Origin of the sequence: Pantoea sp. GM01 (assembly GCF_000282675.1) — a bacterium.
GTDB classification, from domain to species: Bacteria; Pseudomonadota; Gammaproteobacteria; order Enterobacterales; family Enterobacteriaceae; genus Pantoea; species Pantoea nemavictus.
Window position 1 is genome coordinate 48,531 of record NZ_AKIU01000080.1, and the last position, 16,258, is coordinate 64,788.

Sequence of the window (16,258 nt, forward strand, 5' to 3'; positions counted from 1 at the left end):
ACTGATTTAGTACTACGAATCAAACAAGCTGATAGTCGTTCTCTTCCTGCAATTTCATGCTGATATTACTATCACTGATACCTGTAGCAGTCATCACCATCATCTCTTCTGCGCTGATTTCCAGCGGCAGAACCGTGCTAGTTGGCTCAATTTCGGCTGGCGACGCAAACAGTGCATCATCGCCATTCAGCAGATCAGCCGTGGACAGATCGAGATGACTCATCATGTTAAGGGCTTCTGCACCGTTCTGCTCGAAGGCGCTGTAATCATGACTATTTTCCGAAACAGCTTCGAGGGTTGATATCTCTGACTCAACGATGAACTGACGGGTGTTACTCACCTGATATGCGCCCTTCACCACAATCTCGTGCGGACCATCTTCCAGCTTTAATGAATATTGCCACTTACCGTACGCATCGGTGCGGACGGTACCCACAGGTTCACCATTATCGAAAATGGTCAGTTCGATATCTCGGCCCGCCGAACCTTTCAGCAACGGCGTTGAATCCGTGGTAGTAGAGCCATAAGCAATACTCTTTTTGCCCTCTTCATCGTTAAAGGCGAAAAATCCAATGAAGACATCATTTGGGTTTTTTGCGTATAGATCGAAAGAACCTGCATAGTCAGTACCGTTAGTTGCGCTAATTTTGTTATTACCAAAATTGAGCGCTTCTTCGAACTGATAGCTCCAGCGTCCATGCTCGGTGGTAATGGCGGTGCCGTAGAAAGTACCGTTAACCGTAATTGTCACCGTGGTGCCCGCTGTCGCGATACCGAACAGCGTTGGGGTGCTGTCATAACTTGTACCCCCGCTCTGATAGCTTGAGAAGTTATATTCTGTGGCGAGCTCGTAATCATCGAAACCTTTCACGATTTGAACACGCTTGGTTTCCACGGGGACCACACTAAACTCATAAGCGGTGCTTGCACTGTCAGCACTTTGACCAGCAGTGATGCTATGTGCACCTAAGCCTAATGCTTCCGGCAGGGTAATGTACCAGTTGCCTTCACCGTTAATTGTGGTACTGCCAATCTCAATGCCGTTATCAAAGATTTTGATGACAGTACAAGCAGGCCCCTTGCCAGAGATGCGCGGCTGGCTCTCATTGGTTTCACCGTTCAGTGGCACCAATACATCTTTCAAGAACTGCTCATTAACTCCGCGAATACCATAAACCGGGTTAGGTATGACGGGTTCTGGATTCGGTTCCGGCTCTGGATTCGGTTCCGGCTCTGGCTCTGGCTCCGGTTCTGGATTCGGCTCCGGCTCTGGCGTTGGCTCTTCTGTTTCACCAGAAGCAACGATAGAAAACTCAAAGGATTCACTAACGTTATCACCCACTTTCGCCACCACACTGTGCATATCTACGCTCAGCGCTTCAGCTTCAGTAAGAGTAATTAACCACCTGCCTGTGGTTTTATCCACGACGGCAGAACCCAGAATCTTTTCTCCTTCATATAAAATGACCAGCGTGCCGCGTGGACCCGCACCGGAGAATGTTGGCGTGGTATCACTGGTTTCATTGAAACCTGTGCTGCTACCGCTATCACCGGCGACCAGCGAAATGACAACCGGCACATGAACATTAACGTTATATGCATCACTCTGAGTGCCATTAGTCACCGATTTCACAACAAAATTGTGATCGCCGTTTTCCAGCCAGCCAGTGCCCGTGAACTTGAATTCCCAGGTTCCGTTGCGTGACACGATACGGGTGCCTAAGAGCGTATTATCTACCCAGATCTCGATTTTACTCAGCGGCTCGCCGATACCGGTTAAACGTGGACGGTCGTTGCTTGTGCTCTCATCCTTGCCAATCCTGCCAGTGTAATTGTTGTCAGTTTCATAGACAGAATCGATACCCGGCTGCAGGTTTCCGCTGGCGTCAGGCGTCATAACCGTGATGCTCACCGACTCAGAAGACGTCAAACCATCGGCTGATTTGAACACGAAATGATAGCTACCGCCGCTCAGGGTCGGATTATAGCTCCAGATGCCATCGGCATTTGCGATGACAGTGCCCATTGGCGTGTCACCATCAAAAACATACAACACCTGATTTTTTCCGGCACTACCGCTGATTTCAGGGGTGGTGTCATAAGTCACGCCACCATTTGGCACCGTGCGGAAAGCACCGTTGCTGATGTCAACGATATCGCTAAAGCGGATTGGTACCACAGGACCTGGTTCTGGCTCTGGTTCTGGTTCTGGCTCTGGTTCTGGCTCAGGTTCTGGTTCTGGCTCAGGTTCTGGCTCAGGTTCTGGCTCAGGTTCTGGCTCTGGCTCTGGTTCTGGCTTAGGTTCCGGTTCAGGTTCTGGTTCTGGTTCTGGTTCTGGTTCTGGTTCTGGTTGTGGATCCAGTGGCGCATTAATCGACAGGGTAAATACGTCGCTGACCGATCCTTCACCGGCGACAAAGGTGAATTTGTGTACCCCACCACCCAGCGTCGGCGTAAAGGTCCAGTAGCCTGAAGCGTCTGAGATGGCCGTGCCGATTTCCACCCCGTTGTCCCGCACGGTGATTTTCACGTTCGGGCCCGCGTTACCGCTCAGCTTCGGCGTGGTGTCGTTGGTGGTGCTGCCCGAACGGATATAACTATCGTAACCACCGCTATCGTCCACCGCGTCATAGACGGTGATTTTTTTCGATTCCGGCGTCACCACGTTCAGTCTGAACACATCGCTGGCTGAGCCTGCACCGGCGGTGAAGGTCAGGTTATGCATTCCACCACCCAGCGTCGGCGTAAAGGTCCAGTAGCCTGAAGCGTCTGAAATGGCCGTGCCGATCTCCACCCCGTTGTCGCGCACGGTGATTTTCACGTTCGGGCCCGCGTTACCGCTCAGCTTCGGCGTGGTGTCATTGGTGGTACTGCCCGAGCGGATATAATTTTCATAGCTGCCCGCATCGTCCACCGCGTCATAGACGGTGATTTTTTTAAATTCTGCGGGATTGATTATATTTATCGCGAAAGGTTTGCTGATGACATTGGCATCCGTTTTAAACGTCAACGTATGCGGTCCACCCTGTAGCTCTGGAGAGGTATACGTCCATTTACCATCTGCATCCGCACGTACCGATCCAATTTCTTTGATTCCATCAAATACGTGAATCAGTACTTTGGCACCCGCACTCCCCATAAAGCGTGGCGTGGTGTCGTTGATCGTGTCACCCGACACAAACCCGCGACCTGAATCATCCCAGCCCATATAGGCATCTACCGGCTGTGATTCCGGTGAACGAACCGTCAGGGTGAACTCAGTACTGATAGCGTTTTCTGCAGAGATAAACTTTAGGCTGTGGTCGCCGGAGGTAAGCATTGGTGTAAATGACCAGCGCCCATCCTTATCAGCCATGACCTTGCCAATATATTTGTCGTTATCATAAACCGTAAGCGTGGTATACGCGGCAGCAGTACCGATGAAACGTGGAGTGGAGTCATTCGTGATGGCACCGTCATCAATTTCATCCATGAAAGGACCTGAAGAGTCCTGAACGGTGAGCACTTTAATCTGCTGCACTGGCTCGGCTTCAATAGAAATGGCATAGCTCTGTGAAAGCGGGTTGTGATCGCCGATGATTTTCACCGTGAAGCTATGAGCACCACCTTTGAACGTATTATCAGCCCATACCCAGATTCCGTTGGGCTGACTAATGGCACGTCCCACTTCAATGTCATTGTCGTAAATAATCACGGTTTTATTTGGCGCTGCACGGCCTTCAAATACCATGGTGCCTTCAGTCGCAATACCATTCGGCTCTAACAATGACAGCTTGTTATTGAGTGGAGTACGGATCAGGTCGATTACGGCTTCATTCGGTTTGATGGGTTCAATACCGGAAATACTTTCTGGCACATTGCTGGAAGAGGTTGACGCAATTTGGGCATTAACGCTGTTAGGCGTTGGTGGGACTGAACGATTATTTCTCTGCATATCCTTGGCTCTAATTAAAAGCTACGTCCAATACGTAACATTGGGCGCAGTATTTAGAGAGAGGCTTAAGAAAATGATACGTAATGTCTTAAACTCACCTTAAAAGACTTAACAAAATCGACAAACTTTAATAAAGCAATGTCATTACAATCAGTTAAATAGACGCCAATAAAAAATGACGCCGCCGGGGAAACCTTAAATTTCCTCGACGGCGTTATCGATCGCTGTTACCTATGTGCCCGGTTTGCCACTACATGCATGAAGCCAGTGGCCATCACGCGCTGTGGTTAATGCTCACCACTGCGCTGCTACTGCTGCCTTCGGGGATCGGCAACCACGCGCGAATACGCAATCCGCCGCGATCGCTCTCACCAATCTCCAGTGAACCTTCATGGGCATCGATAATACGCTGCACAATCGCCAGGCCCAGGCCGGTTCCGCTGGTGCTGCGAGCGCTGTCGCCACGCACAAACGGCTGGAACAGATGTTGCAGCTGATCCGGTTTGATGCCGGGACCATCATCTTCCACCTGGAACCACGCGCGGTTCAGCTCTTTGCCGCTGCTAACCTTAATCCAACCGTTGCCGTAACGCGCCGCATTGACCACCAGGTTCGCCAGCGCGCGCTTAATCGATAACGGGTTGATATCCAGCATCACATCTTCGGACATCACCGCATTCTCAATCTCGCGCTCGTAGCCGCTTTCAGCCGCCACCACTTCGCCCAGCACGCTGTTCAGGTCGGCACGTTCGGTCTGCATCTCCTGTCCGGTGCGCAGATAATCGATGAACTGCTCGATAATGGCGTTGCACTCTTCGATATCTTTGTTGATCGACTCCGCCAGATAACCATCCTGCTCACCCATCATTTCGGTGGCAAGGCGGATACGCGTCAGCGGCGTACGTAAGTCGTGGCTGACACCGGCCATCAACAAGGTACGATCGTCGGCCAACTGCTTCACCCCGGCCGCCATTTGGTTAAAGGCGCGCGTCACTGAACGCACTTCAGACGCACCGTATTCGCGCAGCGGCGGCGGAATGATGCCTTTACCCACCTGCAATGCCGCATGTTCCAAATCCACCAAGGGTCGGTTTTGGATGCGGATAAACAGCCAGGCGCCGCCTATCGCCAGCAGCATAATCGCCAGCGTGTAGCGGAACAGCGGTGAGAAGTCGCCCTGATGGATTTCGGTGAGCGGTACGCGCACCCAGATATCCGGCGACAGCCAGGTTTTCAGCCACACCACCGGCGAGTTTTTATTCACCTCGACCCGGACATCGGTGGGGCCGCCCAGCTGTTGGCCCATCTGTTCACTGAGGAATTCGTAATGCTGCGCCCAGCGCAAACCGCTCTCTTCCGCCGCCGCGTTGGTATACAACGAGATGCCCAGCTCACGATAAATTTCGCGTCGGAAGGCCGGCGGCACTTCCAACTGTGTTCCATCTTCCAGCTGCAGCCGGTCAGTCATCAACATACGCACTTCGTACGCGAGGACCTTATTGAACTGCTGCAAACTGGGAAGAATGGCGAAATTGAGCACCACCAAATAGGTCGTTACCAGGCTGACGAACAGCAAGGTAACGATCAATAACAAGGTGCGGGCAAACGAACTGCGGGGTGAGAAGCGCAATCGCCTCATGCTTTGCTGCCGTCCGGAACGAATACGTAGCCAAGGCCCCAAACGGTCTGGATATAGCGCGGATGCGCCGGATCTTCTTCCACCATGCGACGCAGACGGGAAATCTGCACGTCGATGGAGCGTTCCATGGCGCTATATTCACGACCACGCGCCAGGTTCATCAGCTTATCGCGCGACAGCGGCTCACGCGGATGGCTCACCAGCGCTTTTAGCACGGCAAACTCACCGCTGGTCAGCGGCATCGGCTCATCTTCACGGAACATTTCGCGGGTGCCGAGGTTCAGCTTAAATTTACCGAAGGCGATAACCGCTTCTTCCTGCGAAGGCGCGCCCGGCAGTTCATTGGCCTGACGACGCAGCACGGCACGAATTCGCGCCAGCAGCTCACGCGGGTTGAACGGTTTTGGAATGTAGTCATCCGCGCCGATCTCCAGACCGACGATACGATCCACTTCTTCACCCTTGGCGGTGACCATAATGATCGGCATCGGGTTACTTTGACTGCGCAGACGACGGCAGATAGACAAACCATCTTCGCCTGGCAACATCAAGTCGAGCACCATCAAATGGAAAGATTCGCGGGTTAACAGTCGATCCATTTGCTCGGCGTTGGCAACGCTACGCACCTGAAAGCCCTGCTCGGTGAGATAGCGCTCCAGCAACGCACGCAGACGCATATCGTCATCGACGACCAGAATTTTGTAGTTCTCTTGCATGTTCAACTCCCAAAGGCGCCATTGCCTGAGCCAATATTGTTAAAAAAAGAGGCCTCAGTGTGACAGTCATTAATGGTTTATATTCTAGCCGAAATTGTTACAAAGCATATTAAACAGCAGCTTATATTTATTTTTAGCCCCGAAATGCGCTTCGCTTCGCGTTTTTTATCTGTGCTTTCAAGCCGCTTAGCGCTTATCTGAAAATTTGGCGCCTATTCTTTCTGTTACTGGAACATTACACATTAAATCGCGGCCAGGAAGGCGCTCAGCGCGATTTGGCTTAAGGTAACGGTGCAGAATATGCCAGTACCAGCTGAAGGGCAGCATAAAATATTGTGCTTTCGCCATCAGCCGCGTATCTGCTCTCGGAACAATTCCACGCCAGGAAAAAACAAGGCCAGCATTAAATAAAGGCTGATAAATCAGGCAATAAACACGTCTTTCTTATCGCAGCGCGATCTCCGACACTGCATGCGTACCTGCTGTTATTGAGTTCATGTGGAGAGAGAAAGATGAAAAAAACCGTAATTCTGCTGGGCGCACTGGTACTGACCAGCATCACTCAGGTTCAGGCGGCCACCAGCGCGGGCGAAGCGGCTGGCGCACAGGCGTCCACCACGGCGAAAGGAAACTCTGACGCTATCGGTATTGGCGCGGTTGGCGCGTTGCTGGGTGTTGCACTGGCGACCATGAGCGGCGGCGACAAAGGTGGCAACAGTACCTCAACCACCACCGCGACCACGCCAGGCAAATAATTCATACTATTGATGCGCGGCAAGGCTGCGGCGCTTTCCCCTCTTTTACTGTCAGCCCATTTCGCCACCGGAGAATAAGTTGCGCCCCGGCCTCGTTATCCAGGCCATTATTCTCCGACTCTTTTTAGGGCGTCTCTTTTACATAGTCGATGCTGTTCACAAACCAGATTTTCTGGCCTTCCGGCGTGTTCACCACCACTTCGTCATCCACTTCTTTCTTGATCAGCGCGCGCGCCATCGGCGAATCAATCGAAATGTACTCTTTCATCGTCTCGCCATAGATTTCATCCGGGCCGACAATGCGAAACCGCTTCACGTCGCCCTGCTCGTTCTCCACCTGCACCCACGCGCCAAAAAACACTTTGCCTTCCTGCTGCGGTGCGTAATCGACAATTTTCAGGTCGGCGAGGCATTTACGCAGATAGCGTACGCGGCGATCGATCTGGCGCAACAGACGTTTGTTGTAGGTGTAATCGGCGTTTTCCGAACGATCGCCGAGGCTGGCCGCCCAGGAGACAATTTTGGTCACTTCGGGACGCTTTTCGTTCCACAAATGGTCGTGTTCAGCGCGCAGCTTGTTATAGCCTTCGCGGGTAATCAGTTGGGTTTTCATGACATCAACTCGTGGTAACGGCGTTTCTTCGCAGCAAAGAGGCTAACAATAAGCGACCGATTCGCCATCAGCAAGAAGCAGACTTTAAAGCGCGCGCTGCATTCAGAAAAAGACGGATTCACTGGCCCCCGGCTGGCAATTTTCGCCCTCAGCCCGTATAACTGTCCCCTATTTCTAACCCTGTGTAAGCATTGTTAATGATGATGAAAGATTCGCTGAGCCAGATTATCGCAAGTGAGCTAAAGGCACGCGCCGACCAGATTGATGCCGCCGTGCGCTTACTTGATGAAGGGAACACCGTGCCGTTTATCGCACGTTATCGTAAGGAAGTGACCGGAGGCCTGGACGACACCCAGCTGCGTTTACTGGAGAGCCGTTTAGGTTACCTGCGCGAGCTGGACGATCGTCGCCAGTCGATTCTTAAATCTATCGACGAACAGGGCAAACTTACCCCTGAACTCGCTACCGCCATCAACAGCACGCTGAACAAAACCGAGCTGGAAGACCTTTACCTGCCATACAAACAGAAGCGTCGTACGCGCGGACAGATCGCGATTGAAGCCGGTCTCGAACCGCTGGCCGAGACGCTGTGGCAGGATGCGTCGCAGGATCCCGAGCAGCTGGCCGCGGGCTACGTTGACGCCGACAAAGGCTTTGCCGACGTACGCGCCGCGCTGGATGGCGCACGCTACATTCTGATGGAGCGCTTTGCAGAAGACGCCTCACTGCTGGCGAAAGTGCGTGAATATCTGTGGAAGAACGCGCATGTGGTTTCTCGCGTGGTGGAAGGCAAAGAGGAAGAAGGCGCGAAATTCCGCGACTACTTCGATCATCACGAAGCGCTGAGCGGCGTGCCATCGCACCGCGCGCTGGCGATGTTCCGCGGCCGTAATGAAGGCGTGCTGCAGCTGTCGCTGAATGCCGATCCCCAGTTTGAAGAAGCCCCGCGTGAAAGCTATGGCGAAACGCTGATCGCCGAACACCTCAATCTGCGCCTGAATAACGCCCCGGCGGACAGCTGGCGCAAGGCGGTGGTGAGCTGGACCTGGCGCATCAAAGTGCTGCTGCACCTCGAAACCGAATTGATGGGCACCATTCGTGAACGCGCCGAAGATGAAGCCATCAACGTGTTTGCCCGCAACCTGCACGATTTGCTGATGGCCGCACCGGCGGGAATGCGCGCCACTATGGGTCTCGATCCCGGTTTGCGTACCGGTGTAAAAGTCGCGGTGGTGGATGCCACCGGCAAACTGGTCGCCACCGACACCATTTATCCGCACACCGGTCAGGCAGCGAAAGCGGCCGCGGCCGTCGCGGCACTGTGCACCAAACATCAGGTTGAACTGGTGGCGATTGGTAACGGCACCGCTTCACGCGAGACCGAACGCTTTTTCCTCGACGTGCAGAAGCAGTTCCCCCACGTTAACGCGCAGAAAGTGATTGTGAGTGAAGCGGGCGCATCGGTTTACTCTGCGTCGGAATTGGCGGCGCTGGAGTTCCCGGATCTCGACGTCTCGATTCGTGGTGCAGTTTCCATCGCGCGCCGCCTGCAGGATCCGCTTGCCGAACTGGTGAAAATCGATCCGAAATCCATCGGCGTGGGCCAATATCAGCATGATGTTAGCCAAAGCCAGCTGGCGAAGAAACTGGATGCGGTGGTAGAAGACTGCGTAAACGCCGTGGGTGTTGATCTCAACACCGCATCGGTAGCGCTGTTAACCCGCGTAGCCGGTTTAACCCGCATGATGGCGCAGAATATTGTCAGCTGGCGCGATGAGAATGGACGTTTCCAGAATCGTCAGCAGTTATTGAAAGTCAGCCGCCTGGGACCGAAAGCCTTTGAGCAGTGTGCCGGCTTCCTGCGTATTAACCACGGCGATAACCCGCTGGATGCCTCAACCGTGCACCCGGAAGCTTACCCGCTGGTCGAGCGCATTCTGGCCGCCACCGAGCAGGCGCTGAATGAGTTGATGGGCAATCCGGGCAGCCTGCGCGATCTCAACGCACGTGAATTCACCGATGAGCGCTTCGGCTTGCCAACGGTGACGGACATCATCAAAGAGCTGGAAAAACCGGGTCGCGATCCGCGCCCTGAGTTTAAAACCGCGCAGTTTGCTGAAGGTGTGGAAACGCTCAACGATCTGTTGCCGGGCATGGTGCTGGAAGGCGCGGTGACCAACGTCACCAACTTCGGCGCGTTCGTTGATATCGGCGTGCATCAGGACGGTTTAGTGCACATCTCTTCCCTTTCCGACAAGTTCGTCGAGGATCCCCATCAGGTGGTGAAAGCCGGCGATATCGTCAAAGTGAAGGTGATGGAAGTGGATATGCAGCGTAAACGTATTGCGCTCACCATGCGTCTGGATGAGCAGCCAGGTGAAAGCAATGCGCGCGGGAACAACCGCAGCGCGGGCAAAGAAGCAGCGCGTCCGGCGGCCAATAACAAAGGCCGTGGCAAACCGGCCAGCGCTTCCGCCGGCAACAGCGCGATGGGCGATGCGCTTGCCGCAGCCTTCGGTAAAAAACGTTAAGATCCTGCCCTAAAAACGCGCGGAGATCACGCTATCTCCGCGCGTATAAGCCTTGATAAATCTCCTCGCCCAACTACGCTAAAAATTCTGTGTGAAAAAATGACGCTTCCGCGTGGCCCAGCGATCCAATGGATATTATCAACGCCTTAATCGATGAGATTTATCACGGCAGCTTCCCCGTCGCGGCGCGTGAACGCCTGCTTTCACACATTCGTGCCGCGCGCGATACGGTTAAACTGCCGCGCAAGGCGCACTGGGATGAGAAAGATGTGGTGCTGATCAGCTACGCCGATCAGTTTCGCGAACCGGAACAACCCACCCTCGCCAGCTTTTCACGCTTTTATCAGCAGCATCTGCAATCCACTTTCAGCCTGGTGCATCTGCTGCCGTTCTTTCCTTATTCATCCGATGATGGCTTCTCGGTTATCGACTATCACCAGGTCAATCCGATCTGCGGCGAGTGGCAACATATCAGCGCGCTACATACTGAAACCCGCCTGATGTTCGATTTTGTCTGCAATCACATGTCGGCGCACAGCGCGTGGTTTCGCCATTTTCTGGCGCAGGATCCCGGCTGGGATGATTTCTTTATCAGCATGCCGCCCGCCACCGATCTCAGCGCGGTCACGCGCCCACGCACTTCACCCTTATTAACACCGTTTGAGATGGCCAACGGCGAGACGCGCTACATCTGGACCACCTTCAGCGCCGATCAAATCGACCTCAACTTCGCCAACCCGGAAGTGTTGATTCGCATGGTCGACGTGCTGCTGGATTACCTGATCAAAGGCGCGGATTATGTGCGGCTCGACGCCGTGGGCTACATGTGGAAAACGCCAGGCACCCACTGCATTCATCTGCCGAAAACCCATCAGCTGGTGAAACTGTTTCGCGCCATCGCCAATGAAGCGGCGCCCGGCACGGTGATCGTCACCGAAACCAATGTGCCGCACAAAGACAACATCAGCTATTTCGGCAACGGCAAAGATGAAGCGCAGATGGTGTACCAGTTTTCACTGCCGCCGCTGGTGCTGCACGCCATACACTCCGGTTCGGCGCGGGCGCTGCGTCAATGGGCCAGCACGCTGGATTTAGGCGGCGGCACCACCACCTTCTTTAACTTTCTCGCCTCGCACGACGGCATTGGGCTGAATCCGGCGCGCGGTATTTTGTCGGAAGTGGAGATTGTGGCGCTGGTACGCGATTTAGCGCTGGAGGGCGCGCTGGTCTCCTACAAGAACAATGCCGATGGCACCACCAGCCCTTACGAAATTAACGTCACCTATTTCGATGCGCTGAATCAGCAGAACGACGACGATGACACGCGTTTGCGTCGCTTCCTGCTGGCACATGCAATTCTGCTGTCGTTTCCCGGCGTGCCCGCCATCTACATTCAAAGCATTCTCGGCTCACGCAACGATAACGAAGGCGTGCGTGCCGCTGGCCACAACCGCGCCATCAACCGTGAGAAGTACAGCCTGCGCGAGATGGAGGCGTGGATTAGCGGCGGCAATCCGCTGCGACAGCAGGTGTATGAACGTCTCAGCGCGCTGATTCAGCTGCGCACGCGCCAGTCCGCGTTTCATCCGGACAATCCGATGACGCTGCTGGAGAGCGAGAATACCTTGCTGGTATTGCGTCGCCATAAACCGGATAGCGAAGGCTTACTGTGCGTGTTTAATCTCAGCAACCATGATGTAACCACACAGCTGCCGCTGGCGCGCCAGGTGCAGGATCTCATTAGCGGGGAGAAGCTGGATGGCAGCCAGCCAATAACGCTGGCTGCGTGGCAGTTTATGTGGCTGCGCGGACAAAATTCAGCACCTGCTGACAGAAAGCATCCGGATGGGAAATAAATGGCGCATGCGCCGCTTTCTCCATCACCACCGATGAAGAAGATGGCCAGCGCGTATCCAGCTCCTGTGCGATACCACGCGGCACCAGCCCATCAAGATAACCATAAATGCGCAGAAACGGCAGAGTGAGGTCGTCGAGCGAAGCCCGCAGATCGTCCTGACGCAGAATCTCCAGTCCGCCTTCTAGTACCTCGACCGATGGCATCGGCTGCGACAACACCACCTCTTTCAGCTGACGTGCATCTTGTCGCGCATGCTCGGTGCCCATGGTTTGCAGCGCCAGAAAACGCTCCACGGTGCGTTGGAAATCTGTGCTCAGCTGTTGCTGGAAACTCTGTAGCGTCTCGGGCTTGATGCCCGGCCACGCATCACGTGCGGTAAAGCACGGCGATGATGCCACGGAGATCAGTGCTGTAACACGATCGGGCTGGGTTAAAGCCAATTGGCTGGCGACTAATCCGCCCAGTGACCAGCCGAGCAGCACCGCGCGCGGCGGTAACTGCGGTAACAGTTGCTGCGCCATTTCCGCTAAGGTCAGCGGGCCAAAACCCTGGCTGCGACCAAAGCCCGGCAGATCCACCAGGTGCAGGCGAAAATGCGAGCTGAGTCGAGGAACAATGTTTTGCCACACTTCGGCGTTCAAACCCCAGCCGTGCAGCAGCACAAGATCGCATTCGCCCGTGCCTGTGGTGTGCCAGTAAAGCGAACTCATCGGTTACACTCCCGAAAAGTGAAAAGGAGGTCGCTATGCTACCAATCCCGGCACTGTGTTGGCTATGCCGCCTGCCGCTGCAGATTGCCGGCCACGGTTTGTGCAGTCGCTGCGTGCAACAAATTCCACGGCTGCCGGCGCTATGCCCATGCTGCGGTTTACCGGCCAGTGGCGCCCAACCCTGCGGGCGCTGCATCCGCCAGCCGCCGCCGTGGCAAAGTCTGACCTGCGTCAGTGATTATCTGCCGCCGCTGAGTGATTGGGTGCAGCAGCTGAAGTTTTCTCGCATTACCGCACTCAGGGTGATGCTGGCGCGGCTGATTTTGTTAAAATTATTAACAATGCGTCGTGATTACCGGCTGCCGCGTGTAGATTTGGTGCTGAGCGTGCCGCTGCATCGTCGGCGCGCCTGGGAACGCGGCTATAATCAGGCGGCGCTGCTGGCAAAACCGCTGGCACGCTGGCTGGGCTGCGAATATCGCGAAGGGGTAAAACGCGTGCGACACGGCGCGGTGCAGCATTCATTAAGCGCTAGCGCACGTAAAAAGAACCTGCGCGGTGCCTTTCGCCTTGAAATGCCGGTGCGCGGGCGCCATATCCTGCTTATCGACGATGTTGTGACTACCGGAAGTACCGTGGCGGAAATTAGCCGCATCCTGCTGGCGCAAGGCGCGGCCAGCGTACACATTGGTTGCCTGTGCCGTACCTTGTAGAGCGTCGGTGTTGGGCGTATTATAACCAAGTAATTTAGTCAACTATTGAGCAATCGCCATGATCGTTATTACTGATGCTGCGCAAGAGCACTTCTCAAAATTGCTGTCCAAACAAGAAGATGGCACTCAGATTCGCGTATTCGTCATTAATCCGGGTACGCCAACCGCTGAATGCGGTGTTTCTTACTGCCCACCCGATGCAGTCGAAGCTTCCGATACCGAATTTAAGTTCGAAAAACTGTCAGCCTTTGTTGATGAGCTGAGCGCACCGTACCTTGATGACGCGGAAATTGACTTTGTAACCGACAACCTCGGTTCGCAGCTGACGCTGAAAGCGCCCAACGCCAAAATGCGTAAGGTCTCTGACGATGCGCCAATGGTTGAGCGCGTGGAATATCTGCTGCAAGCGCAGATTAACCCGCAGCTGGCTGGCCACGGCGGTCGCGTATCGCTGATGGAAATCACCGATGACGGCATCGCCATTCTGCAATTTGGCGGCGGCTGTAACGGTTGTTCGATGATCGACGTCACCCTGAAAGATGGTATCGAGAAAGAGCTGCTGGCAGCCTTCCCTGAGCTGAAAGGCGTGCGTGATTTAACCGAGCACCAGCGCGGTGAGCACTCGTACTACTGATTCAGCACGCGGCAGCAACCCGATGCTGCCGCGCGTTTTAACTACGCTTTCCGCCCTTCATTTACTGCTTCCAGCAATAGCGTCACTTTCTTGTAGGTAAACATCTTTTCAATGGGTACACGTAATTTACGTCGCCAATTGGGATATTCATCAACCGTGCCTGGTACATTTACCGGCTTATCCATTTCAAGCCAATCTTCTGGCTGCAGACCAAGCAATGCACTGTCAGTGCACGCCAAAAAGCGATGAATGGCCAGATTTATAGTGGGAGTCATCACCAGATTAGCGGTGCTTTTGCTATGGCAATGTGCTGTACCGGCCAGGTTCATGGCATCCAATAACGCCTTTCTTTGCTGATAACGCATCTTAATTTCAGCCAGCATCATTCTTTTTTTAGCAAAATGACCGAGCTTACTGCGCAGAATGATGTCGTATTCGTTCCAGAACCCCGTTAACGTCGGTAAATCATGCGTGCTGGCACTGGCAATCGACTGGCGCGGATATGCGTGCGGCTGGCGATAGCTGCCGTCGCCGTGCTGCTCGAAGAACAGCACTTTCCACGAGAAAATGCCGCTGTTGCGCAGCAGGCTGACGATCTCTTGCGGTACCGTACCGAGATCTTCGCCGATCACCATGCAGCGATGGCGCTGACTCTCCAGCGCGAGGATCGCCAGCAGATCGTGCACCGGATACGCCACGTAAGCCCCTTTATCGGCACTTTCGCCGTAGGGAATCCACCATAAACGCAGCAGCGCCATCACGTGATCGATGCGCAGTGCGCCGCAGTCGCGCATGTTGGCGCGCAGCAGATCGATAAACGGCTGATAACCGCGCGCGCGCATCACATGCGGATCGAGCGGCGGTAACGCCCAGTTTTGTCCCTGCGGACCGAGACGATCCGGCGGTGCGCCGACTGATGCGCCAAGCTTATAGAGTTCCGGATCTTGCCAGGTTTCGGCACTGCCCTGCGCCACGCCGACCGCCAAATCGCGGTATAACCCTACCGCCATGCCCAGCTGCTGACTGTATTGCCAGCATGCCGCAAACTGCTGCTGCGCCAGATACTGCAACCAGCTCCAGAACTGAATCTCCTCTTCGTGAGCAGCACACCATTGCTGCACTTCCGGCAACAAGGCGTTACGCCAGCCCTCCGGCCAGTTTGCCCAACCCCACTCATCGGGATGTTGCTGGCTGCGCTCGGCGAGAATGCCGTCAAAGGCGGCCTGATAACGCAGATGCTCGGCACCGTCGGCGATAAATTGCTGGAATTCGACGTCGGCTGCCGCGCGTGGCTGATAGTTTTGCCAGGCAAAACGCAGCGCGGCTAATTTCAGTTCAGCCACCGCGCTGTAATCGACAAACTCGCTGGCGCGCGCTTGCTGCAGAGCCTTGCGCGTTTTAGCGCTTTTCCACCAGCGCTGGCCGTCCTGACTGTGCTGGAAATCCGCCACCTGATTGATGTCGAGATACAGCACATTGAGCCAGCGACGCGACGTGGGGCTATAAGGGCTGGCATGTTCTGGCAGCGCCGGATAGAGCGCATGCAGCGGATTAAGGCCAACAAAATCGCCGCCATGTTTAGCAATCTGTTCCAGCATCAGCCTCAAATCACCGAAATCGCCAATGCCCCAGTTGCTTTCTGAACGCAGCGTGTAGAGCTGCACTAATGCACCCCAGCGTTTTTCGCCCTGTTCCAGCGGCGCTGGCAGATAGCAGCGGCGCGGGGCAATGATGATGCGCGTTTGCCACTGCTGGCGACCTTTGCGCAGAGTCAGCTGATGATAGCCCTGCGGCAGACGCGGCGGCAGCGTGAGCGGTTCGCCGCCCTGCACCTCGCCGCTGAAGCTTTTGCCCTGTTCGCTGTGCAACTGCCAGGAAAAGCTGCCGCTGCCTTGCGGCGTCAGTTGGCGTTTGGCGCGGGCGGCAAATACCTGCACCGGCGGTAGCGGTGGAGCCTTGCCGACTGGGGTTTCCATCACCGCCAGCAATGCGCGTTTGGTGGCATCGCTGATCGTTTCCGGCTCGCCATGGGCATTGATAAAGCGCAGCGCGATGCCGGCATCCTGTGCCGCCTGATCCAACTTATTGAGCGTCATCCTTTCTCCTTCAACAAGGTGCGCATAAATGCGCACCTTACGGAATTTGTAGGGTCGCC

11 protein-coding genes are annotated in these 16,258 nt (G+C 54.8%); 5 read left to right on the forward strand and 6 right to left on the reverse strand.

Features of this window, described 5'->3' with window-relative positions; genetic code table 11:
- Positions 1 to 19: 19 nt before the first annotated feature.
- The 3 genes from PMI17_RS25595 to ompR all read right to left on the reverse strand — a co-directional run bounded on the left by PMI17_RS25595 (position 20) and on the right by ompR (position 6,289).
- Entirely contained in the window at positions 20 to 3,934 is a 3,915-nt protein-coding gene (locus PMI17_RS25595) for an Ig-like domain-containing protein (RefSeq protein WP_007892304.1), read from the reverse strand.
- A gap of 274 nt (positions 3,935 to 4,208) precedes the next feature.
- Positions 4,209 to 5,573, reverse strand: coding sequence for a two-component system sensor histidine kinase EnvZ (gene envZ / locus PMI17_RS20435; RefSeq protein ID WP_007892307.1), 1,365 nt, complete (start codon positions 5,571 to 5,573; stop codon positions 4,209 to 4,211).
- Positions 5,570 to 6,289: a two-component system response regulator OmpR gene (ompR, locus tag PMI17_RS20440; RefSeq protein WP_001157751.1), complete on the reverse strand. Its 720-nt coding sequence runs from the start codon at positions 6,287 to 6,289 to the stop codon at positions 5,570 to 5,572. The genes envZ and ompR overlap by 4 nt, the downstream gene beginning before the upstream one ends.
- A 512-nt stretch (positions 6,290 to 6,801) precedes the next feature.
- On the opposite strand from ompR, the gene yjbE reads away from it, so the two are divergent.
- Positions 6,802 to 7,044 carry an exopolysaccharide production protein YjbE gene (gene yjbE / locus PMI17_RS20445; protein WP_007892310.1) on the forward strand — a complete coding sequence of 81 codons (243 nt, stop codon included), beginning with the start codon at positions 6,802 to 6,804 and terminating at the stop codon, positions 7,042 to 7,044.
- A 124-nt stretch (positions 7,045 to 7,168) separates the two neighbouring features.
- On the opposite strand, the gene greB is transcribed toward yjbE, so the two are convergent.
- Positions 7,169 to 7,657 carry a transcription elongation factor GreB gene (greB, locus tag PMI17_RS20450; protein ID WP_007892311.1) on the reverse strand — a complete coding sequence of 163 codons (489 nt, stop codon included), beginning with the start codon at positions 7,655 to 7,657 and terminating at the stop codon, positions 7,169 to 7,171.
- Positions 7,658 to 7,860: 203 nt separating this feature from the next.
- Between greB and PMI17_RS20455 the strand changes: the two genes are divergently transcribed.
- Both PMI17_RS20455 and PMI17_RS20460 read left to right on the forward strand, forming a co-directional pair.
- Positions 7,861 to 10,188, forward strand: a complete 2,328-nt coding sequence (locus tag PMI17_RS20455) for a Tex family protein (protein ID WP_036621957.1) — start codon at positions 7,861 to 7,863, stop codon at positions 10,186 to 10,188.
- A gap of 128 nt (positions 10,189 to 10,316) precedes the next feature.
- A complete protein-coding gene (locus PMI17_RS20460; protein ID WP_007892313.1) occupies positions 10,317 to 12,044 on the forward strand; it encodes an alpha-amylase family glycosyl hydrolase in 1,728 nt (575 codons plus the stop codon).
- Here PMI17_RS20460 and bioH read toward each other — a convergent pair.
- A complete protein-coding gene (gene bioH / locus PMI17_RS20465; RefSeq protein WP_007892314.1) occupies positions 11,983 to 12,756 on the reverse strand; it encodes a pimeloyl-ACP methyl ester esterase BioH in 774 nt (257 codons plus the stop codon). The two genes, PMI17_RS20460 and bioH, sit on opposite strands and share 62 nt — an antisense overlap.
- 35 nt (positions 12,757 to 12,791) lie before the next feature.
- Here bioH and gntX point away from each other — a divergent pair, with 35 nt between their 5' ends.
- Together gntX and nfuA are read left to right on the forward strand one after the other, a co-directional pair.
- Positions 12,792 to 13,469 carry a DNA utilization protein GntX gene (gntX, locus tag PMI17_RS20470; RefSeq protein ID WP_007892315.1) on the forward strand — a complete coding sequence of 226 codons (678 nt, stop codon included), beginning with the start codon at positions 12,792 to 12,794 and terminating at the stop codon, positions 13,467 to 13,469.
- A 58-nt stretch (positions 13,470 to 13,527) separates the two neighbouring features.
- Positions 13,528 to 14,103 (forward strand): Fe-S biogenesis protein NfuA, encoded by a 576-nt coding sequence (gene nfuA / locus PMI17_RS20475; RefSeq protein ID WP_007892316.1) that lies wholly within the window; start codon positions 13,528 to 13,530, stop codon positions 14,101 to 14,103.
- 41 nt (positions 14,104 to 14,144) lie between these two features.
- Here nfuA and malQ read toward each other — a convergent pair whose 3' ends face one another.
- Entirely contained in the window at positions 14,145 to 16,199 is a 2,055-nt protein-coding gene (gene malQ, locus PMI17_RS20480; RefSeq protein WP_007892317.1) for a 4-alpha-glucanotransferase, read from the reverse strand.
- Positions 16,200 to 16,258: the final 59 nt, after the last annotated feature.

Coding starts and splice junctions, on each gene's coding strand:
- PMI17_RS25595 (WP_007892304.1), bottom strand. CDS start 3,934: ATGCAGAGAAATAATCGTTCAGTCCCACCAACGCCTAACAGCGTTAAT.
- envZ (WP_007892307.1), bottom strand. CDS start 5,573: ATGAGGCGATTGCGCTTCTCACCCCGCAGTTCGTTTGCCCGCACCTTG.
- ompR (WP_001157751.1), bottom strand. CDS start 6,289: ATGCAAGAGAACTACAAAATTCTGGTCGTCGATGACGATATGCGTCTG.
- yjbE (WP_007892310.1), top strand. CDS start 6,802: ATGAAAAAAACCGTAATTCTGCTGGGCGCACTGGTACTGACCAGCATC.
- greB (WP_007892311.1), bottom strand. CDS start 7,657: ATGAAAACCCAACTGATTACCCGCGAAGGCTATAACAAGCTGCGCGCT.
- PMI17_RS20455 (WP_036621957.1), top strand. CDS start 7,861: ATGAAAGATTCGCTGAGCCAGATTATCGCAAGTGAGCTAAAGGCACGC.
- PMI17_RS20460 (WP_007892313.1), top strand. CDS start 10,317: ATGGATATTATCAACGCCTTAATCGATGAGATTTATCACGGCAGCTTC.
- bioH (WP_007892314.1), bottom strand. CDS start 12,756: ATGAGTTCGCTTTACTGGCACACCACAGGCACGGGCGAATGCGATCTT.
- gntX (WP_007892315.1), top strand. CDS start 12,792: ATGCTACCAATCCCGGCACTGTGTTGGCTATGCCGCCTGCCGCTGCAG.
- nfuA (WP_007892316.1), top strand. CDS start 13,528: ATGATCGTTATTACTGATGCTGCGCAAGAGCACTTCTCAAAATTGCTG.
- malQ (WP_007892317.1), bottom strand. CDS start 16,199: ATGACGCTCAATAAGTTGGATCAGGCGGCACAGGATGCCGGCATCGCG.